This is a genomic window from Halomonas sediminis (assembly GCF_044871105.1).
GTDB lineage: Bacteria > Pseudomonadota > Gammaproteobacteria > Pseudomonadales > Halomonadaceae > Vreelandella > Vreelandella zhuhanensis.
The window spans coordinates 2,304,715-2,325,499 of the sequence record NZ_CP085246.1 but is presented as its reverse complement, the minus strand read 5'-3'; the positions used below and the strand labels follow the sequence as shown (position 1 = coordinate 2,325,499).

The 20,785-nt window shown below is 55.3% G+C and carries 20 protein-coding genes; 13 read left to right on the top strand and 7 right to left on the bottom strand.

What is annotated here, in order from left to right; genetic code table 11:
- Positions 1-90: 90 nt before the first annotated feature.
- Positions 91-570, bottom strand: a complete 480-nt coding sequence (locus tag LG290_RS11040) for a hypothetical protein (protein WP_160419701.1) — start codon at positions 568-570, stop codon at positions 91-93.
- A complete protein-coding gene (locus tag LG290_RS11035; RefSeq protein ID WP_499834868.1) occupies positions 563-1,435 on the bottom strand; it encodes a TatD family hydrolase in 873 nt (290 codons plus the stop codon). Before LG290_RS11035 ends, LG290_RS11040 begins: the two co-directional genes overlap by 8 nt.
- Positions 1,436-1,629: 194 nt before the next feature.
- On the opposite strand from LG290_RS11035, the gene LG290_RS11030 reads away from it, so the two are divergent.
- On the top strand, positions 1,630-3,549 hold the full coding sequence (locus LG290_RS11030; RefSeq protein WP_499834867.1) for an ATP-binding cassette domain-containing protein: 1,920 nt from the start codon (positions 1,630-1,632) through the stop codon (positions 3,547-3,549).
- Positions 3,550-3,621: 72 nt separating this feature from the next.
- Here LG290_RS11030 and LG290_RS11025 read toward each other — a convergent pair whose 3' ends face one another.
- Positions 3,622-4,074 (bottom strand): universal stress protein, encoded by a 453-nt coding sequence (locus LG290_RS11025; protein ID WP_160419698.1) that lies wholly within the window; start codon positions 4,072-4,074, stop codon positions 3,622-3,624.
- 172 nt (positions 4,075-4,246) lie between these two features.
- Between LG290_RS11025 and LG290_RS11020 the strand changes: the two genes are divergently transcribed.
- Positions 4,247-4,777, top strand: coding sequence for a preprotein translocase subunit YajC (locus tag LG290_RS11020; RefSeq protein WP_499834866.1), 531 nt, complete (start codon positions 4,247-4,249; stop codon positions 4,775-4,777).
- Between the two features lie 26 nt (positions 4,778-4,803).
- Here the strand turns inward: LG290_RS11020 and slyA are convergent, their stop codons facing one another.
- Both slyA and LG290_RS11010 read right to left on the bottom strand, forming a co-directional pair.
- Positions 4,804-5,247 (bottom strand): transcriptional regulator SlyA, encoded by a 444-nt coding sequence (slyA, locus tag LG290_RS11015; protein ID WP_499834865.1) that lies wholly within the window; start codon positions 5,245-5,247, stop codon positions 4,804-4,806.
- A gap of 166 nt (positions 5,248-5,413) precedes the next feature.
- On the bottom strand, positions 5,414-6,556 hold the full coding sequence (locus tag LG290_RS11010) for a DUF5924 family protein (RefSeq protein ID WP_499834864.1): 1,143 nt from the start codon (positions 6,554-6,556) through the stop codon (positions 5,414-5,416).
- Positions 6,557-6,748: 192 nt separating this feature from the next.
- On the opposite strand from LG290_RS11010, the gene fadB reads away from it, so the two are divergent.
- Complete coding sequence (gene fadB / locus LG290_RS11005; RefSeq protein WP_499834863.1) at positions 6,749-8,914, top strand: fatty acid oxidation complex subunit alpha FadB; 2,166 nt, start codon at positions 6,749-6,751, stop codon at positions 8,912-8,914.
- A 26-nt stretch (positions 8,915-8,940) separates the two neighbouring features.
- A complete protein-coding gene (gene fadA, locus LG290_RS11000; RefSeq protein WP_499834862.1) occupies positions 8,941-10,119 on the top strand; it encodes an acetyl-CoA C-acyltransferase FadA in 1,179 nt (392 codons plus the stop codon).
- A 79-nt stretch (positions 10,120-10,198) separates the two neighbouring features.
- On the opposite strand, the gene LG290_RS10995 is transcribed toward fadA, so the two are convergent.
- On the bottom strand, positions 10,199-10,660 hold the full coding sequence (locus LG290_RS10995; RefSeq protein WP_160419692.1) for a flavodoxin family protein: 462 nt from the start codon (positions 10,658-10,660) through the stop codon (positions 10,199-10,201).
- A 119-nt stretch (positions 10,661-10,779) separates the two neighbouring features.
- On the opposite strand from LG290_RS10995, the gene thpD reads away from it, so the two are divergent.
- Positions 10,780-11,727 (top strand): ectoine hydroxylase, encoded by a 948-nt coding sequence (thpD, locus tag LG290_RS10990; RefSeq protein ID WP_499834861.1) that lies wholly within the window; start codon positions 10,780-10,782, stop codon positions 11,725-11,727.
- A 68-nt stretch (positions 11,728-11,795) separates the two neighbouring features.
- Here thpD and LG290_RS10985 read toward each other — a convergent pair whose 3' ends face one another.
- Positions 11,796-12,926, bottom strand: coding sequence for a histone deacetylase family protein (locus tag LG290_RS10985; RefSeq protein WP_319928136.1), 1,131 nt, complete (start codon positions 12,924-12,926; stop codon positions 11,796-11,798).
- Between the two features lie 173 nt (positions 12,927-13,099).
- Between LG290_RS10985 and LG290_RS10980 the strand changes: the two genes are divergently transcribed.
- The 8 genes from LG290_RS10980 (at position 13,100) to LG290_RS10945 (ending at position 20,756) form a co-directional block, all read left to right on the top strand.
- On the top strand, positions 13,100-13,576 hold the full coding sequence (locus tag LG290_RS10980) for a YbhB/YbcL family Raf kinase inhibitor-like protein (RefSeq protein WP_499834860.1): 477 nt from the start codon (positions 13,100-13,102) through the stop codon (positions 13,574-13,576).
- Positions 13,577-13,928: 352 nt separating this feature from the next.
- On the top strand, positions 13,929-14,393 hold the full coding sequence (locus tag LG290_RS10975; protein ID WP_160419690.1) for an SUF system Fe-S cluster assembly regulator: 465 nt from the start codon (positions 13,929-13,931) through the stop codon (positions 14,391-14,393).
- Between the two features lie 72 nt (positions 14,394-14,465).
- Positions 14,466-15,908 (top strand): Fe-S cluster assembly protein SufB, encoded by a 1,443-nt coding sequence (gene sufB, locus LG290_RS10970; protein ID WP_160419689.1) that lies wholly within the window; start codon positions 14,466-14,468, stop codon positions 15,906-15,908.
- Between the two features lie 93 nt (positions 15,909-16,001).
- Positions 16,002-16,754, top strand: a complete 753-nt coding sequence (gene sufC / locus LG290_RS10965; protein WP_160419688.1) for a Fe-S cluster assembly ATPase SufC — start codon at positions 16,002-16,004, stop codon at positions 16,752-16,754.
- Positions 16,751-18,097, top strand: coding sequence for a Fe-S cluster assembly protein SufD (sufD, locus tag LG290_RS10960; RefSeq protein ID WP_160419687.1), 1,347 nt, complete (start codon positions 16,751-16,753; stop codon positions 18,095-18,097). The genes sufC and sufD overlap by 4 nt, the downstream gene beginning before the upstream one ends.
- A 14-nt stretch (positions 18,098-18,111) precedes the next feature.
- Complete coding sequence (locus tag LG290_RS10955; protein WP_160419686.1) at positions 18,112-19,383, top strand: cysteine desulfurase; 1,272 nt, start codon at positions 18,112-18,114, stop codon at positions 19,381-19,383.
- A gap of 9 nt (positions 19,384-19,392) precedes the next feature.
- A complete protein-coding gene (gene sufT / locus LG290_RS10950; RefSeq protein WP_160419685.1) occupies positions 19,393-19,962 on the top strand; it encodes a putative Fe-S cluster assembly protein SufT in 570 nt (189 codons plus the stop codon).
- A 29-nt stretch (positions 19,963-19,991) separates the two neighbouring features.
- Positions 19,992-20,756, top strand: a complete 765-nt coding sequence (locus LG290_RS10945; protein ID WP_160419684.1) for a SanA/YdcF family protein — start codon at positions 19,992-19,994, stop codon at positions 20,754-20,756.
- Positions 20,757-20,785 lie beyond the last annotated feature (29 nt).

Below are 20,785 nucleotides of genomic sequence, written 5' to 3'. Positions count from 1 at the left end.
TCTGTCTTTAAAACATAGCCTACTTGTTGGTTAGCAGAGGTTTTTCCGACATGCAAACGCAAGCGCATCCTGACTATCTATTTATAAAGCTTATTGGTCTTTTGCCAGCCGCTGATGGAGGTTGAGCATGACTTCAATTTCATGTTCCGAGCGCATCGGTTCAAGGCCGAGCTCACTGAAAACTTCACCTCGGCTACGCTGCCATTCGCCTGAAGATACATCGGCATAGAGGGTTTCAGCCGGTGCCAACTCGACAAAAGGATCTATTCCATAAAGGTCGAATAGGCGTGTCAGTGCCGCTTCGTCTTCAAAATTGTCGCTGGTGTAGAGGGTGTCGGAGAAGTAATCGTTTTCCATCTCGCGAATCACGTCAAGCGGGCTTACGCCGAGGCTCTCCAACTCTTCCATGCTGTAGCCACCCAGAGCATTCATGTCATCATCCAACCAACTGTCATCGGGTTGAATCAAGGTGTGCTTGATGCGTCCATCGGGCAATGACCAGGCAATGGCGATCGGTAAGCCGTTTTCGTCGCCGGTTTCAATGGCAATAAATCCTGGATAATCAGCCATTTTGAGGCTCCTTGATGACAGGCAATCGAAAGAAAGCCGTGGCGGTTTGCGTGGTGGCGGCGGCTAACGCCTGTTCACTGATGTCGCGCCAATAGGCGATCTCGCGTACGATCCAAGGCAGCAGGGCGGGCTCGTGACGTCGGCCCTTGAGTTCTGCCGGCAAGTTGCGCGGTAACAAGTAAGGACAATCGGTTTCCACCATCAATCGGTTCAGTGGGATATCGCTCACCAATTCACGTAAGTGATGCCCACGACGTTCGTCGCATAGCCAGCCGGTCAGGCCGATATGCAGGTCAAGATCCCGATAGCGGTAAAGCGTCTCTCTATCGGCGGTAAAACAATGTATCACCGCCTGAGAAATATCGTCACGCCAAGCATGCAGAATATCATGCATGCGTTTGCCGGCATCGCGTTCATGAATAAACAACGGTAAGCCACTTTCCGCAGCGAGCCCGAGCTGTGCTTCAAAAGCTCTCTCCTGAGCCTCGGGAGAGGAAAAGTTACGATTGAAATCCAGTCCACACTCGCCTACCGCCACCACCTCCGGCTCTTTATAAAGTGCCGCCATGGCGCGTGCCATGCTGTTATCCCAGCGGCTGGCATCGTGAGGGTGAACGCCGGCGGTGGCATACACTCCAGGATGGCGGCGCGCCAACTCGATGGCCTGTTCCGCATGTTCAAGGTCGGTGCCGGTCACGATCAATGTGCCCACATTGGCTGCTCGGGCCCGCTGCAACACGGCGTCTATGTCTCGGGTGAAGCTTTCGTGAGTCAGGTTGGCGCCGATATCGACAAGCGGAGCTGGCGCACGAAATCGTAGCGCTTCGGGCAATACGTCATCAAAACAATCAGCCGGCTCGGCCACGGTAAACTCCTGTTGGTAGCAGAGGGCTCATTGTACCCGGGGCGATCAGCCTACGGCTATTGGCGGGGTCAGGTTGTTGTTGAATGAATTAGCCTGGCCGACAATATAGCCCATGCCATTCAAGGTAGGGCGCTCCACCACCTGAGCCCCGGCATGCGTTACACTATGCGCATTGAAAACCGGGAGGATACTGCGTGACCTTGCTACGACTGGAACAGCTTCAACTCGCCTATGGCACCCATGTACTGCTAAACCGCGCCGACTTGACGGTGGAGAAGGGCGAGCGGCTGGGGCTGGTCGGGCGCAACGGTACCGGCAAATCCACTTTGCTGAAGTTGGTGGCGGGCGAAATCCTGCCTGACGAAGGCACGATCTGGCGCGCTCCCGGGCTGAAGATCGGGGTGCTGGCTCAGGAACTCCCCGAGTCATCCGGCATGACCATCTTCGATATGGTCGCCCAAGGCTTGCCGGAGGCGGGTGAGATATTGGCCGAGTACAATCATCTGATTCATCAGGATGAGCCGGACATGAACCGCATGGCGACGCTGCAGACTCGCCTGGAAGCCATTGATGGATGGTCGTTTCACCAGCGCATCGACGTCATCTTGACCCGTTTGGGATTGCCGCCGGAAGCTGAAATGAATGCACTTTCGGGTGGCTGGCGGCGTCGCGTGGCTCTGGCCCGCGCTCTGGTTGCCGAGCCGGACCTGCTATTGCTGGATGAGCCCACCAACCATTTGGATCTGGATACCATCGCCTGGCTTGAAGAGCAATTATTGGCGTTCAATGGTGCGGTGCTATTGATTACCCACGACCGTACCTTCCTGTCCAAGCTGGCTACCAACATCCTTGAGCTTGATCGAGGAAAGCTGGGGCGTTATCCAGGCAGCTATGTCGAATATCAGGAGCGCAAGCAACACGAGCTGGAAGTTGAGGCTCGGGAGCATGCGTTGTTTGACAAGAAACTGGCCCAGGAAGAAGTCTGGATTCGCCAAGGGGTCAAAGCGCGGCGTACCCGCAACGAAGGCCGGGTGCGGGAGCTTGAGCAGATGCGCATGGAACGTAGCCAGCGCCGTGAACGCCAGGGCCAGGCTAACTTGGTGGTGGATAGCGGTGAGCGCACTGGCAAGCGTGTGGTGGAACTTAAGGGCGTCACTCAGCGCTTCGGCGAAGAAACCATTATCGACAACCTCAGCCTGGAAATTCAGCGCGGCGACCGGATCGGCTTTCTGGGGCGCAATGGCGCGGGCAAGACCACGCTGCTCAAGATCCTTCTGGGCCAACTGGAGCCCACCGAAGGCGACGTGCGTCTGGGTACCAACTTGAAGGTGGCGTACTTCGATCAGTTGCGGGCGGGGCTGGAGCCGAACAAGACCGTCTACGACAATGTCGCTCAAGGCAGCGACAGGGTCACGGTAGGGGGCAAGGATCGCCACGTAATGAGTTACCTGCAGGATTTCCTGTTTACCCCGGAGCGGGTACGCCAGCCGGTCAAGGCGCTGTCCGGTGGGGAGTCCAATCGTTTGCTGTTAGCCAAACTGTTTACCCAGCCGGCCAACGTCCTGGTACTCGATGAGCCGACTAACGATCTAGACATGGAAACCCTGGAGCTGCTCGAAGAGCTGCTACTGGACTTCGACGGCACTTTATTGCTGGTTTCCCACGACCGGGCGTTCATGGATAACGTCGTGACCAGTATTCTGGCGTTTGAAGGTGAGGGCCGTGTGCGTGAATACGTGGGCGGTTACACCGACTGGGTGCGGCAGGGCGGCACATTACCCCCCGCGCCTTGGCAAGGCGCCGCTCGTCAGAATACCGAGCCCACCGCAGTGCCAGAGCCTGCTGCCAAAAAAAATCAGGCAGCGGCACCCGCTAAGAAAGCGGTCAAGCTTTCCTACAAGTTACAGCGTGAGCTGGATAGCTTGCCGCTGGAGATCGAACGCCTGGAGGGCGAGATACAGGCAATGGAGCAGAACATTGCTGACCCTGCGTTTTATCAGCAGGATAGCGAAACGGTAACCATCACCTTGCAAAAACTGAGTGATAGCCAGAATGCGCTGGAAGCTGCCATGGAACGTTGGATGGAGCTGGAGGCAATGGCGGCAGGCGAATAGTGTGTGGAAACCGTAAAGGTTGAAAGCAAAAAGGCGCCATCAGGCGCCTTTGGTCTGAAAACATTCGAAACGCTACTCTTCGCTTTTTTCGCCTTTCTTGCCGACTCGCACGGCCAGTACATCGCACTCAGCGCCATGAAGTACCCCGGTGGAGGTAGAACCCAGCAGTAGAGCAAAGCCATGTCGGCCATGAGAACCGACGACAATAAGGTCTACGTCGTGCTCCTCGGCGAATCGATGAATTTCGGTGTCCGGCATACCCACGACGACATGCTGGTCCTGGCTGGGGATATGGGGCTCGGCGATTTCTGCTAACCGTTTCTTGGCATGGTCATCCAGTTGATCCTGGATGCTGGTAAGGTCCATGGGGATGTCGCCGCCATAGGCGAATCCCAGTGGTTCCAAGGTATGCATGATAGAAATCTTGGCGTTCTCGTTGCGCTCGGCGATGCCAACGGCACGTTCAAGCACTTTATGAGAATCCTTGGTCAGATCCACTGCGACCAGAATATGGTGATAGCTCATGGCACATCTCCTCGGGGAGCGAAGGTAGAACAGTAGCTGAAAGCTTTCTTTTCCTTCAGGTTTTCCTTTACTTTAGGCGTGTTGGGGATATGTAACAACGACATGCATCAGATTTTATCGTATTCCAGAGAAAATGTTGGATAAACACTACTAAGGCAACAGGGAAAATAAAATGGAATGGTTCATCATCGTTTTTATCTTGATGATGGTTGCGGCGCCGGTGATGTGGCTCAAGCCCAGCCCCCGCCAGAAGCGTCTGGTGCATTTGCGCAATACGCTGCGCCAACACGGCGTTACCATCAAGATGGAAAAACCGCCGCTACATGACTTCAAAGGCACGATGCCTGCCTATTGTTGGAAGTATCCTGACCAGGCGCCGGGCCCAGATTTTGTACTGGTTCGTGAGACTCACGCCAGCGAAGCATTGGAGGTTTATTTACCCGGGTGGCGCTGGCGTGTTGCGCCGTTACGCCCCTTGCCTGAGCAGGCGGAACGGCATTTCGTCGCCTTGCTGGAGCGTTTGCCCCAGGATGTCGTTATCGTCGAGTCGAATCGCTCCGCCTTGATGATTTGGTGGTGGGAATCGCAAGGGGCCGAGCGTTTCCTGAAGTATCTTGACGACTTTCAGGCGCTGCGGGATGCGCTGGCAGGTCATAGTGACCAACCCCGCCCCGCCAGCCCCGACAAACCTTTAGATACTTGAATTAATTCCGGGTAAAAACACTTCTTTCAGGAGGATGATTCTCGGGTTTGAATGGCCATGCCGTTTTCTTCAATGCGTGCCAGCCAAGTGTTCAGTTGCTCTATATCCTCATCCGCCAGTCCCGCCAGCATCTCCTTGCGTGCCTCTGCGGCTACGCTGTCAATCTGCTCGAGCAATGGTGTGGCCGCTTCGGTTAAATACACGCGCTTGGTGCGGCGATCATTTTCACAGCTGCGTCGCTGCACCAAACCCTGCGCTTCCAGTTGGCTCAGCGTTCGCACCAGTGAAGGAGCCTCCACGCCGATGGCACGCGCCAGTTCACACTGAGGTTGGCCGTCACCCATGCGCCCAAGATGGTAGAGGGTTACCCAGCGGGTTTGCGTCAATCCCAGAGGTGCCAGGCGACGATCGAGAATCGAACGCCAAAGATGAGGAAGACGGGCAAGTCTGAAGCCGATGTTTGAAGCCATAGGTCACGTTACGCCGAATAATAATGGTAAAAAATGACAGCGGCATTATAAGCCGAGTTCCAAGAGCTGTCAGTGTGCCGAAAATACGCCAGGCTTATCGTGAGCGAGCGCAATGAAAGCAGCAAAATGCCATGTGGGAAGTGTCATGTAAGCCCTTGTGGTTTGACTAGTCGTCCACTGAGAAGGCTTGGCCAGGAACAAAATGCTTCAGGTTCAGCTTGCTAAGCCCCGTTCGCTTAATCTGGCCATCCGCGACAGTGGCTTTTTGAGGGTCATCCGAAATGGTAAAGCTTACTAACCCGATACGTTGACCGCTATCAGTCATGATATCGACTCGCCATTCACCTTCGGGTGCTTCGGGAAAGTTTTGCTTGTGGCTCCAGGCGCGATATCCCTGTTCTCGTCCCCCGGCAATGTCCAGCTCCACACGGTCGATCACTGCATTTTCATGGCGCCATTCATGAATGATCGTCTCACTCAATCCACGTGGCGCACGAATGGCGCTATATACATACAAGCCGTTTTCACTGAGATTTTCCGGCGTCAGGACGATGCTACCCTGTGGTTGGCGCTGTTCGATATCAAAGGAGGGCGACAATGCACTGGCGGTTATCCATAGGCCGGTAGGTGGCACCCAGATACGCCCCATCCAGGCACCTCCCGCCAAGAGCAGGGTTAAACAGAAAAGTATCACCCCCTGCAGAGTAGAGCGGTCTCTGAGTAATTGAAGAAAAGTGGGGAGGGTAACGGTCACCATGGCAAGTAGGGCCAGTTTCAGGCTCAGCCCGGTACTCAGCTGAAACATTATCGGTAGCGTTACCAGCACCACTAGAAACACGCAGTGGGCATGAAAGACAAAATAAAGGCTGCGAAAGCGCCCGGCGAGGCGAAAATACAGTGGATCAAGGATGGAAAGTAACGCCATGCCCGCCACCATTAGCGTGAACACTACTTGGCCGCTGCTCCATACCGTGGTGACCAGCACGAACGGCAAGGTGAAAAACAACGTTTCCTGATGAACCATCTGGCTAATGAAGGCGGTTATTCCTTGCGGCAGGCTCGAATGACCCCGGCGAACCAGAAAGCGCCTGATCATACTTTCCAGCAGCAGCAGCACCCAGGTGAGAAGCAGTCCTAGTGCCAGGATGGCTCCCAGCCATTGCTGGCGATCCACCAGAAAAAAACTGCCTAAACCTGCACAAAAGGCCATGGGCGGCCATAACCAACGCCATGGCTTAAGGTGTTGAACGAACGATTCGACACCCTGTTGGAAACGCTGAAGCGGGGTGACGCTGGGGGAAACGAGCATGATTAACCAACGCCTTGTTTGAGATGAGAAGTGATCCTAACAGTCTGAGCGTTTCTTGGGGTGAGCCAATCCCGTATGTTTTGTCAATTAGGTGCCTTTCAGGGCTTGACGTTCTCGCTCGACTCAACCAAGCTATCTTAATCAAACGACCGTATGAATGCGTGGCCAGTATGAATTTGTGGAGAATCGCGGATGATTTATCAAGGTAATGCCATTACGGTGGCTCGTGGTGCTGGAAACAGCAGCGATGATATCGCCACGCTCACCTTCGACTTGAAAAATGAGTCGATCAACAAGCTCTCAAGCGCGGTGGTGGCAGAGCTGGGCGAAGCGGTGCAAGCGCTGCAAGATGAAAAGAGCCTCAAGGGCTTGGTAATCGCAAGCGCCAAGGACGTGTTTATCGTGGGCGCCGATATCACCGAATTCCATGGTCTGTTCGACAAGGGCGAAGACTACCTGGTCGAAATGAACCTCAAGGTTCATGATATTTTCAACGCGATTGAAGACCTTCCATTTCCCACCGTGACGGCTATCAACGGCTTGGCGCTGGGTGGTGGTTGTGAAGTAGTGCTGACCACCGATTTTCGCGTGATGAGTGAATCCGCCAAGATCGGTCTGCCGGAAACCAAGTTAGGTATTTTGCCAGGCTGGGGCGGATGCGTACGCCTGCCGAGACTGATTGGGGCTGACAATGCCATCGAGTGGATTGCCGGGGGTACCGAAAACAAGGCATCCGCAGCGCTGAAGATGGGCGCTGTGGATGCAGTGGTTCCCGCTGACCAGCTGGAAGCCGCCGCACTCGACATTCTGGCGCGTGCTGATAGCGGGGAGCTCGACTACCAAACCCGCCGCGACGAGAAGAAGCAGCCTCTCAAGCTTAACCCCATCGAACAGATGATGGCGTTCGAGACCGCCAAAGGGTATGTGGCAGGTAAGGCAGGCCCCCATTACCCGGCACCCGTCGAAGCGATCAAGGTAATTCAGAAGGGCGCCGGTGAACAACGCAGCCGCGCTCAGGCAATCGAGGCCAAAGCCTTTGCCAAATTGGCCCTGAGTGATGTGGCCTTCAATCTGGTCGGCTTGTTCATGAGCGATCAGTTGGTCAAGAAAAAGGCGGGAAAATACGAGAAGCAGGCCCAGTCCCTCGCCCTGACCGGGGTGTTGGGGGCCGGCACCATGGGCGGCGGCATTGCTTACCAGAGTGCTTCCAAGGGAACGCCGATCTTGATGAAGGATATCAAGGAAGAGGCGCTGGAAGCTGGGTTGAAGGAAGCCCGTAAGCTATTTACCAAGCAAGTCGAGCGCAAGAAACTCACACCCCAGAAGATGGCCGAACAGCTTTCCAGTATCCGGCCCACGCTTTCCTATGGTGATTTCGGTGATGTCGACCTGATCATCGAAGCCGTGGTCGAGAACTCCAAGGTCAAGGGAAATGTGCTCAGCGAAGTGGAAGGCCAGGTCAAGGAAAGCACTATTCTGACCTCCAATACCTCGACCATTTCAATCACTCGCCTGGCGGAAAACCTGAAGCGCCCCGAGAATTTCTGTGGCATGCACTTCTTCAACCCGGTGCACCGCATGCCGCTGGTGGAAGTGATTCGTGGCGAGAAAACTTCTGATGCAGCCGTCTCCGCCACCGTGGCGTACGCTCGCACCATGGGTAAGACGCCTATTGTGGTCAATGACTGCCCGGGTTTTTTGGTCAATCGGGTGCTGTTCCCTTATTTCGGCGGCTTCAATCTGCTGGTCGAGCAAGGAGCTGATTTTCAGCGCGTCGATAAGGTGATGGAAAAATTCGGCTGGCCCATGGGCCCGGCTTATTTGCTGGATGTGGTGGGCATGGATATCGCCATGCATGCCGGTGAGGTAATGGCGGAAGGCTTTCCGGAGCGCATGGCGCGCGATGACAAGACCATTATCCAAATCATGGTCGATAACCAGCGCCTGGGGCAGAAGAACGCCAAGGGTTTTTACGCTTACGAGGAAGACAAGAAGGGCAAGCCGAAAAAGGTCAGCGATGACGCGGCCAACGCCTTGGTCAAACAGGTGGTCAAGGCGGAAAAGGAATTCTCCGATGATGACATCATCGCCCGGATGATGGTGCCGCTATGTCTGGAGACTGTGCGCTGCCTGGAAGACGGTATCGTTGATTCCCCGGCGGAAGCGGATATGGCCTTGATATATGGCATCGGCTTCCCGCCGTTCCGCGGTGGTGCTCTGCGCTATATCGATGCGTTGGGGGTTGCCGAGTTCGTCAAGCGGGCCGAAAGCCTTTCCGAAGAACTCGGCCCGCTCTATGCACCCACCGACAAGTTGCGCCAGATGGCCGATTCCGGCGAACGTTTTTATTCCGCCTAATCCACCGCGACCAGGAGAAAGCAAAGATGAGTTTGAATCCCAGAGATATCGTGGTGGTCGATTGTGTCCGTACTGCCATGGCAAAAGTTAAAAACGGCGCTTTCCGTAATGTGCGCGCAGAAAATCTGTCCGCAGCCGTCATGCAGTCGTTGTTTACGCGTAATCCCAATCTTGACCCGTCCGAAGTCGACGATGTGATTTGGGGCTGTGTCAACCAGACCCTTGAGCAAGGTTATAACATTGCGCGTAACGCCGCGATCATGACCGGCATTCCGCATAGCGTGCCGGCACAAACGGTCAACCGCCTGTGTGGTTCTTCGATGAGTGCACTGCATATTGCCGCTGCCAATATCAAGGCGGGCATGGGCGATTTTTATATCATTGGTGGTGTCGAGCATATGGAGCATGTGTCCATGATGCACGGCGTGGACATCAATCCCTCGGCCAGCAAACATGTTGCAAAGGCCGCCATGATGATGGGCCTGACCGCCGAGCTGCTGGGCAAGATGAACGGCGTCTCGCGCGAGGAACAGGACAGGTTCGGTGTCCGCTCTCACCAGCGGGCGCAGGCGGCGATGGAAAAAGGTTACTTCGATAACGAGATCATCGGGATCGAAGGGCATGACCAGCGCGGCTTCAAGGTCATGGTCAAGCAGGACGAAGTCATCCGGCCGGATTCCAGCCTGGAATCCATGGCTAATCTCAAGCCGGTGTTCGACCCGCGTAACGGTACCGTGACCGCAGGCACTTCCTCGGCACTTTCCGTAGGCGCCTCGGGGATGGCGGTGATGAGCTACGAGCGCGCTCAAGCGCTGGGTCTGGAACCGATAGCACGGGTGCTTTCCACCGGTGTGGCAGGCTGTGATGCCTCGATCATGGGCTACGGCCCGGTGCCTGCATCCAAGAAGGCGCTCAAGGCCGCCGGTTTGACCAGCGATGATATCCAGACCGTCGAGCTCAACGAAGCCTTTGCCGCACAAGGGATTCCGGTACTCAAGGACCTCGGCTTTCTGGATGCACTGGATGACAAGGTCAATCTCAACGGCGGCGCGATTGCCTTGGGTCATCCGTTGGGCTGTTCCGGTTCGCGCATCTGCACTACCTTGCTCAATGTGATGCAGCAACGTGATACCACCCTGGGACTGGCCACCATGTGCATCGGCATGGGCCAAGGGGTCGCCACGGTGTTTGAACGCTTGAAATAACCCGGCGTACGATAAACGTCTTGTCAATCGACCAGCCTGCCCGGGGTTAATCTCAAAGGGAGGCTGGTTTTTTGGCTATTTAGAAAATCCCGCTTTCCAGGCCCGCCGCCAGATACAGCCCCAACTCCTCGACTTCCTCCACGAAGCTTTCCTGCCATTCACCGCGCAGGATCAAGGGTTCTTGAGCCCACTTCCAGCGCAAGCCAGTAACGATACTTTCCACCGCCCGTTGGGTGCCGGTGCCATCCCGGCCTGCGCGAATGTAGAGCGCGCATGGCAAACCTTGTTTTTCCTCCAGAACGGGATAGTAGCTTCGGTCGAAGAAATCTTTCAGTGCACCGCTCATGTAGCCCAGGTTTTCGGGGGTGCCGAGAAGAATTGCATCGCAGGCCATTACATCGTCTGGCCCAGCTTCGAGCGGCGGCTTGACGATGACCTCGATTGCTTCGATATCCGGGTGGCTTGCACCACGCTCGGCGGCCTCGCGCAGTTTCAGGGTGTTGGGGGAGGGCGCATGAGCCACTATCAGTAATCGTTTCATAGGTGAGAGCCCCATCCTATTCGCAGTACATTTTCTTTCTGCTCAGTAAGGGTGGCTTTGCAGAAGACAGATTGACGGTCTAACTTTGATTAAAGATTACCAGGAGGTGATTGACAAACATGATTTGGCATCATGAGACTTATCATAAAGGAGAGATTATGAATAATGTTCAAGATCTTTTTCCCACTCGGTTGGAACGTAAGCTAAGCATGTTCGAGCGTCTTGATCCTGTTGTTCACAGCGAAGGAGCGCAACGTAGTAAGGGCCCTTTGAATGAAGAGCAACTTGTCGAATACGAAAAAAACGGTTTTCTGTTTTTTGAAAGTTTTTTTTCCAAGGAAGAAATGGATGCGTTCATTCAGGAGCTGAGTGACTATGAAGACGATGAGGACATCAAGCTTTCCGAGGGAGCCATTCTTGAGCCTGGACGACAGGAAATCAGGTCTATTTTCGGCATTCATGAGGTGTCTGAACGTTTCAGTCGTTTGACGCGAGACCCGCGTCTGCTGGAAATGGTTTGGCAGTTATTGGGCGGTGATGTCTATATTCACCAATCACGAATCAATTACAAACCCGGCTTTAAAGGTAAGGGGTTCGATTGGCATTCCGATTTTGAAACTTGGCATAGTGAAGACGGTATGCCACGAATGCGCTCGTTGAGTTGCTCAATCATTCTGACCGATAACAATGAATTCAATGGCCCCTTGATGTTGGTGCCGGGTTCGCATAACCGTTTCATTCCCTGTGTAGGGCGCACGCCTGAAAATAATTACAAGGAGTCGCTCAAAAGCCAGTACGTCGGCGTTCCTGACGACACCAGCCTGCGTGAACTGATGGTCGACGAAGGCATAAAAGCCCCGAAAGGAAAAGCGGGCTCACTGGTGCTTTTCGAGTGCAATACTCTTCACGGCTCGAACATCAACATGTCTTGCTGGCCGCGAAGCAATCTGTTCTTTGTTTACAATCATGTCGATAATCAGCTACTCAGCCCTTTCTGCGGCAATAATCCAAGACCCGAATTTCTGGGAAGTCGCCACAACTGCGAGTCGTTGACTCCTTTCCGCTGAACGCGAGTGGCTCGCATGAAATCAGCAGATGTTCGACTTGCTGCTCAGATGTTATTGCTCTTGAGACATCAGTGGGCGGGCTTCGCTGGAGGCGCTGGTGTGTCGGGGCTGATAAAAGCATCGCGATGGAAGGCCGCAGCAGTTTCGACTTCCGCCACGCCGCAAATGCCGGGTTCGGGCGGTGTTTGGCCGGCGAGTACCGAAAGCACGGCTCTTGTGCCTTTCGCCAGCGATTCCAGGTTGTAGCCTCCTTCAAGCACAAATGCCAGACGACCATCGCAATGGCGTTGCGCCAATTGTTGCAGGATACCGGTCAGCGCCCCGAAACCTTCATAGGAAACGTTCAGTGCCAAGTCTTGCCAATGGGGGTCGAAGCCGGCTGATACCAGTATCAAATCCGGTTGAAACGCCTCTGCCGCCGGGGTCAATATTTCACGGAAGGCTTTGAGATACGCCTGGTCTCCCGACCCTGCCGGCAGAGGAACGTTGATGGTCGTGCCTTCACCCAGGCCGGCGCCGATATCTTCGAGCTGCCCGGAACCGGGATAGAAGGGAGCTGCGCGATGAATATCGAAGAACATGACATCCGGGTCGGCCCAGAAAATTTGCTGAGTGCCGTTGCCGTGATGAGCATCCCAGTCCACGATCAAGACGCGCTTGCAATCCAGCGCTTCCTTGGCATGTGCTGCGGCCACCGCGACATTATTGAATAGGCAAAAGCCGCGCGCTCGAACCGGTTCAGCATGGTGTCCCGGCGGTCTTGTCAGAGCGAATGCGCTGCGCGAACGCCCCTGTATCACGGCTTCAACGGCTGCAATGGCGGTGCCGGCCGCGACTTCGGCGGCCTCGATACTGCCGGGGGATACCGCCGTGGTATCCACATCAAGCCATGTATTGGTACCGCGTAAATGAAAGATATCGTGCAGATAAGAAGTGGTATGCACGCGGGCCAGTTGTTCATGCGTGGCTACTCGGCCGCCTTCAAAAAATAACCCCGGAATCGGTTCACTGTTCAGCAGGTTGAGAATGGCGGTCAAGCGTCCGGGGTGTTCCGGGTACCTCCAGGGCACGCCAAGACCGGAAAGTAGCAGTCGGATGCGTCGATCCATGCGCTCGTTCAGAAAATCGGCTTCGATATTCGGCTCATGGTCCAGCATGCGTTGATCGTAGAAAGCGATGACTTGGTTAATATCGGCCACTGTCGAGGCTCCTCGATATCTAACAAAAAGGCGTGAAGCGAAAAGCCACGCACACAAACTAGCTTGATTACAGCATAGCCTTTATTGCTTTCGGGTTGACAGTAACGTTGACACTCCTTGGACGATCATCGACTCTTTTAACACACAGCTCATTTCTCAAGGAGGTAATTCCAATGGCATTCGCCTTGTCAGATATACAATTGGAAAGCCATGCATTTGGTAGTCACGAAGCGATTCCCAAAAAATACACCGGGGATGGTGAAGACGTGTCACCGGCGCTGAGCTGGAAGCAACCACCGGAAGGCACCCAAGGCTTTGCGTTGATTTGCCATGACCCGGATGCACCGCTGGTACAAAATGGAAGTTACGGCTTTGTCCATTGGGTGCTTTACAACTTGCAGGGAGATCTCACTCGGCTGGAAGAAGGCACTCAGGAAGGAACGGGTGGCAAGAATGATTTTGGCAAACTGGGTTATGGTGGCCCCATGCCCCCGGAGGGTCATGGCATTCACCATTATTACTTCTGGGTGCTGGCGCTGGATGACATGACGCAGCTTTCCGAGGGGCTGACATTGCCTCAACTGCTGGAGGAGCTGGAGCCGCATATTCTGGGTATGAACCGCCTGATCGGTACCTATCGGCGGGGTTGAATTATCCAGTCAGGTGGGGCGTAAACGGTAGCCCGATGAAATTGAAGTCCGAGTTTGTCAAGAAGGTTTGAGAGAGCCGATACCGACAAAACGTCCTGCGGCCAAAAGCTGCAGGGCGTTTTTTTATGTATGGAGAAAAAGCTTCGACGCCCTGCAAGTGGCTTGAAGGACCATCCTGGCAGCTCATAATGAATGAGAATGATTGGCGTTATTGTTGGTAATGGCGCCGAACGTGCCAGGAAAATACAATAATTGCAGCGCATTTTGCTCAAGGGCTTCACATCATTTTTATACAGGACTAAAATGGTACCCAATCAATCCCATTCAGGTGAATCACACCGGGGTACCCAATATGCTCAAGCTTTCGCGGTTGACTGATTATGCGGCAGTGGTCATGGCCCAGATTGCGCGTTACCCGCACAAGCCGCATGCGGCGGCTGAACTGGCCCAGGCGGTGACGCTGCCACAGCCGACTGTCAGCAAGACACTTAAAATGCTGGTGCGCGCGGGCCTTTTGGTTTCACAGCGAGGCGCGCAGGGCGGCTATTGCCTGGCGCGACCGGCATCCCAGATCACGGCGGCTGATATCATCGCCGCCATTGAAGGCCCGGTGGCCATGACCGAATGCAGCCAGGCCGAGGGCGACTGTGAGCTGGCGGCTACCTGCGGTGTATCGGATAACTGGCAGCGAGTCTCGTTGGCTATCCGCTCATTGCTGGATAGCGTCACCCTGGCCCATCTGGCCGACACCGCACCGATCAAGCTACCGGTACAGCTACCCATTCAAAGTATCAGTCTTGCGGCCGAGTCGGCCTGAGGTTGCTCATTATTTTAAAGCTTACGGCGAGCCTGTTGCTCGCCCACCCAACTGCCCGGGAGGGGAATTACCATGGCAACTGAAGAAATGGAACAGTTGGTTCGTCGCGATTATAAAGAAGGCTTCGTTACCGACATTGAAAGTGAAACCGTTCCGCCTGGTCTGGATGAAAGCACCATCGCCTTTATTTCCAACAAGAAAGGCGAGCCGGACTGGATGCTTCAATGGCGTCTCGATGCTTACCATCAATGGCTGAAAATGAAATCGCCATCCTGGGCGCATCTGGATTATCCGCCTATCGATTATCAGGCGATTTCTTATTACAGCGCGCCCAAGCGCCCCGAAGACATGCCGCAAAGCCTGGATGAAGTCGATCCCAAACTTCTGGAAACCTACGAGAAGCTGGGTATTCCGCTGCATGAGCGTGCGGCGCTCGCCGGTGTGGCGGTGGATGCGGTATTCGATTCCGTGTCGGTCACCACCACCTTCAAGAAGGAATTGGGCGAGGCCGGCGTCATCTTCTGCTCGATTTCCGATGCGATCCGCGACTACCCGGAACTGATCAAGCAGTACCTAGGCACAGTGGTTCCGGTGGCTGACAACTACTTTGCGGCACTCAACTCGGCAGTATTTACAGACGGCTCCTTCGTGTTCGTGCCGGAAGGTGTGACCTGCCCGATGGAGTTGTCCACGTATTTCCGGATCAACGCCGCCAATACCGGTCAGTTCGAGCGCACCCTGATCATCTGCGAGAGCCGCGCCCAGGTATCGTATCTGGAAGGCTGCACCGCGCCGATGCGCGATGAAAATCAGCTGCATGCCGCCGTGGTCGAGCTGGTCGCCCTGGAGGATGCTTACATCAAGTACTCCACGGTACAGAACTGGTATCCCGGTGATGAAAATGGCATAGGCGGTATCTACAACTTTGTCACCAAGCGCGGTGATTGTCGTGGTGACCGTTCGCGGATCAGCTGGACGCAGGTCGAGACTGGTTCGGCAATTACCTGGAAATATCCTTCCTGTGTGCTGCGCGGCAAGGAAAGTGTCGGTGAATTCTACTCGGTTGCGGTAACCAACGGTCGCCAGCAGGCCGATACCGGCACCAAGATGATCCATATCGGCGAAGGCACGCGTTCCTATATCGTTTCCAAGGGCATTTCCGCCGGACGCTCGGATCAGTCCTACCGTGGCCTGGTCAAAATCGGTCCAAGAGCCAAGGGCGCGCGTAACTTCACTCAGTGCGACTCCCTGCTGATCGGCGATACTTCCGGCGCGCATACCTTCCCTTATCAGGAAATCGGTAACAGCACGGCGACCGTCGAGCATGAAGCGACCACCTCGAAAATCGGTGAGGACCAATTGTTTTATTGCCGCAGCCGGGGCATTTCCGAAGAGGATGCGGTCAGCATGATCGTCAACGGCTTCTGTAAGGATGTATTCCAGGAATTGCCGATGGAATTCGCCGTGGAAGCCGAAGCCCTGCTGAACGTCACGCTGGAAGGTGCCGTGGGTTAAGACGTCGTCCATTGGGGCGAATAGGCCTGGATAGTCGGTCATCATATTTATCGAAGCCGCCGAGGCGGCTCGTCAGGATCAAAGGTAATCATCATGCTCGAAGTCAAAGATCTGCACGTTACTGTCGAAAAGAAAGAAATTCTCAAAGGCTTGAACCTGACCATCAAGGCTGGCGAAGTGCACGCCATCATGGGCCCCAACGGGGCGGGCAAGTCCACGCTTTCAGCGGTCATCGCCGGCAAGGAAGGCTATGAGGTGACGTCCGGCTCGATCACTTTCGAGGGCCAGGACGTGCTCGAAATGGAAATCGAAGAGCGTGCCCAGGCCGGTTTGTTGCTGGGTTTCCAATACCCGGTGGAAATTCCGGGGGTCAAGAACATCTATCTGCTCAAGGCTGCATTGAACGCCCAACGTGCGGCCCGCGGCGAAGGCGATATTCCAGCGCCCGAGTTCATGAAACTGGTCAAGGAAAAGATCGCCCAGATGCAGATGGACCCGAGCTTTCTGCAGCGTGCGGTGAACGAAGGTTTTTCCGGTGGTGAGAAAAAACGTAACGAAATTCTGCAAATGCTGGTGCTGCAACCCAAGCTTGCGATGCTCGATGAAATCGACTCCGGCCTGGACATCGATGCCATGCGAGTGGTCGCCGACGGCGTCAACAGCTTGAGAGACAGCAAGCGTGCCATTCTCTTGGTAACTCACTATCAGCGGCTGCTGGACTACATCGTGCCGGACAAGGTTCACGTCCTGATGGATGGACGCATCGTCAAGAGTGGCGATGCCGAGCTTGCCAAGGAACTTGAAGTTCAAGGTTACGAAGACATCGTCGAGGAGCCGGCAGCATGAGCGAAGTTATTCATTTTCTGGACGTACTGAAAAAACGTCTCGCACAGCGTGGCTCGGAACCGACCTGGATTGCCGCTAGACGCCAAGCCGGTGCGGCACGCTTCGAAGCCATGGGCTTTCCCACCCGGCGCGATGAGGCCTGGAAATATACCAATGTGCGCCAGATCGCCCAGGGACACTTCGAGCTGGCGGAAGACGCCGACTATTCCTCGGCCAAGGCGGCGGCACTGACCTTGCCCATCGATGCCTACCGGCTGACCTTTGTCGATGGTGTGTTCTCCGCCAGGCTTTCGGATATGGAAGGGCTGCCCGAAAGCGTTCAGGTAATGCCGCTTTCCCAGGCACTGGAACAAAATCACGAAGCGGTAGGGGGGCCCTTGGGTCGCTTGACCGGCGTGGAGTTTTCGCCGTTCTCGGCACTCAATACGGCGTTCATGGAAGAAGGGGCGGTGATTCGTCTGGCGCCGGGAACGGTAGTCGATAAGCCCATTATTCTGCAGTTTGTGTCTCGCGCGGGTGAGCAGCCGGTGATGAGTCACCCCCGGGTACTGATTGAAGCGGCCGGACGCAGCCAGGCGACCGTGATCGAGCACCATATGGGCGATAGCGATGCGGCCAATTTCACTAACCTGGTCGCAGAAATCATGCTCGATCGTGGTGCGATTCTGACCCACTACAAGCTGCAGGAAGCACCGCTTGCCGACCTGCACATTGCCAGCATTCATGTGGAACAGCGTCGCGACAGTCGTTATACCTCCTACAACTTGAATCTGGGTGGGGGCCTGGTGCGTAATGATCTGGTGACCGATCTTAATGGCCAGGGTGCCGAAGCCAATTTCTATGGCCTGTTCTATGGCCAGGGTCGTCAGCACGTGGATAACCATACATTGGCCAACCACAATGCGCCGCGGACGTTTTCCAACGAAAATTACAAGGGCATCCTGGACGATCGCGCCCATGGCGTATTCAACGGCAAGGTAGTAGTCAAGCGTGACAGCCAGAAAATCGAAGGCTTCCAGAGCAATGCCAACCTCCTGCTTTCGGATCGCGCCGAGATCGATACCAAGCCGGAACTTGAGATCTACGCCGACGACGTCAAATGTTCTCACGGTTCGACCACCGGTCAGCTGGACAAGGAAGCGATCTATGCGTTGCGTACCCGGGGCATCGATGAGCAGACCGCACGTGGCTTGCTGACGCTGGCGTTCGCTGGGGAAGTCATGGAGCAGGTAGATATCGATGCGATTACCGAAAGAGTCGAGCTAGCGGTGGCCGGTAAGCTGCCGGAACGTTTCAATCTGGCCGGGTTGGTGGAAATTGCCGCCGCCTTCAATGAGGCGTAAGCCGAGGAGTAGCCATGACACAATCCGCCATTGACCGTGCACCTGAGCGTATCCTGGAAAGCGTGCCATTCGATGTGGAGCAGGTGCGTGCGGATTTTCCCATTCTTTCACGCCAGGTTCATGGCAAGCCCTTGGTCTACCTGGATAACGCGGCTACCAGCCAGACGCCACGCCAGGTGATCGATGTATTCAGCGACTATTACAGTCGTTACAACGCCAATATTCATCGTGGCCTGCACACCTTGGCGGATGAAGCCACGGTGGCTTATGAGGACACACGCGAAACCGTACGCGCCTTTCTCAATGCCGAGCATCGCCGCCAGATCATCTTCACCCGCGGGACCACGGAAGCCATCAATCTGGTCGCCAATAGCTGGGGCCGAGCCAACCTGAAGCCCGGTGATGAAGTGCTGATCTCGATGCTTGAGCACCACTCCAACATCGTGCCCTGGCAATTGCTGGCGGCGGAGTTGGGGCTGGTGATCAAGGTCATTCCGGTGGATGAGCGTGGTGTGCTGGATATCAGCGCCTACCAGGCCTTGTTGACCGAGCGCACGCGGCTGGTGGCGGTGAATCATGTGTCGAATGCGCTGGGAACCATCAATCCGGTACGCGAGATGGCGGCCATGGCGCATGCTCATGGGGCTTTGATACTGGTCGATGGCGCCCAGGCGACACCGCATCAGATAGTGGATGTGCGCGAGATCGACGCCGATTTCTACGCGTTTTCCGGCCACAAGGTTTATGGTCCTACCGGGGTAGGCGTGCTGTACGGCAAGCTCGAATTACTTGAGGCGATGCCGCCATGGCAGGGCGGCGGTGAAATGATTCAAACCGTATCGTTCGATGTGCCGACTACCTTTGCCGCTGTGCCGCACAAGTTTGAGGCGGGTACGCCACCGATTGCCGAAGTGATCGCCCTGGGGGCGGCGTTAAGGTGGGTGGAAAGTATCGGTCTTTTTGCCATCGGTGCCTGGGAGCAGCAGCTGTTGCAGCATGCGACTCGGGCGGTAAGTGACATCGAGGGTCTGCGGATTATAGGGACCGCCCCGCATAAGGCCGGTGTACTGTCATTCGTGGTGGAAGGCGCTCATCCCCAGGATATCGGTCTATTGATCGATCAGCTTGGAGTGGCCATACGTACCGGCAATCATTGCGCTCAACCGCTATTGGCGCAATTCGGAGTCGAAGCTACATGCCGTGCCTCTTTTGCAGCTTACAATACCCTTGAAGAGGTCGACGTTTTCGCGGCCGCACTCACCCGTGTGGTTAACATGGTGCGCTGAGAGAGGCCTATGGATATCGAGCAGATTACTCAACTGGCCAAAGGCCAGTCATTACCCTTGCAACGCGATGTGGATGCCATTGCCATTCCTTTCGGCAAGACGGAAACCCTACCGGAAGACAGCGTGGTCAGCGTGATGCAGGCCAAGGGCAGCTCGGTAAGTGTGGGGTTTGGCGGGCGCCTCTACTTGATCGAAGGCCGTAATCTGGATGCTTTGGGGTTGGAGCCATTACCCCGTCCGAGCCTGCCTGAAGAGGCCAGCGACGAGGAAATCGAACAGTTTGTCTGGGATCAGTTGAAAACCTGCTTTGACCCGGAAATTCCAGTCAATATAGTCGATCTAGGCCTGGTTTATGGCTGCCGCATCGAACGCTTGATCAGTGGCGAACGAATTGTCACTATTCGCATGACATTGACTGCGCCCGGTTGCGGTATGGGTGATGTGATTGCGGCCGATGCGCGCAACAAGATTCTAGGGGCGCCACAAATCAGCAAGGTTCATACGGAAATTGTGTTCAGCCCCCCTTGGAGCCGTGACATGATGAGTGATGAGGCAAAGCTGGAACTGGGCATGTTCTGATCTGCCTCTGAGCGAGCTCAAGGAACGCCATGTATCGGCTGTTGCAGAAAGGGCTAAAGAAGGGCCTGAAGATAGTTTTGATGTCGCTGGGGGCGTTGCTGCTTCTGGCGATATTCGTGTTGGTGGCCGGCAATGTATGGGTGCTAGCCCATACCTCAACCTATATCGAACGTGATGTTCACCAGTGCGGTCCCGAGCGGGTAGCGATTGTATTCGGCACCTCGAACTGGACCCGCAGCGGCGCACGTAATCCCCACTTCAATGGGCGCATGCTTACCGCCGCCAACTTGATCGAGCATCAACAGGTGGATCATTTGTTGATCTCAGGCGATAACCGCACCCAAGCCTACAATGAACCTCGGGCGATGTGGCGCGACCTGAATCGGCGTGGTGTGACGGCCGAGCAGATGACCATGGATTTTGCGGGGTTCAGTACCTTCGATACCTTATCGCGTGCCCAAGGGGTGTTTAAGGTGGAAAAAGCGGTGCTGGTGACTCAGGCCTGGCATCTGCCTCGGGCGGTGTATATCGGCCGGGCGCTGGGAATGGAGGTGAGAGGGTGTGCCGCGCTTGAACGCCCGGTTGCAGGTGTGTGGCGACTCAAGCTTCGAGAGTGGGTGGCGCGCGTAGCGACCTTGGGGGATCTATATCTGTGGAGGCGTGAACCGTATTTTCTCGGACCGGTAGAACCATTGATAATAGACGTTCAGCAGCCATACCCCCTTGAGATTATCGAAGAGGGTGTGGAAGGCAGGGAGGATTCAGTTGCTCCTCGGTTACTCGATTCTCGATAGCTCTGATTCTCAGCCGCCCAGATTCTCAG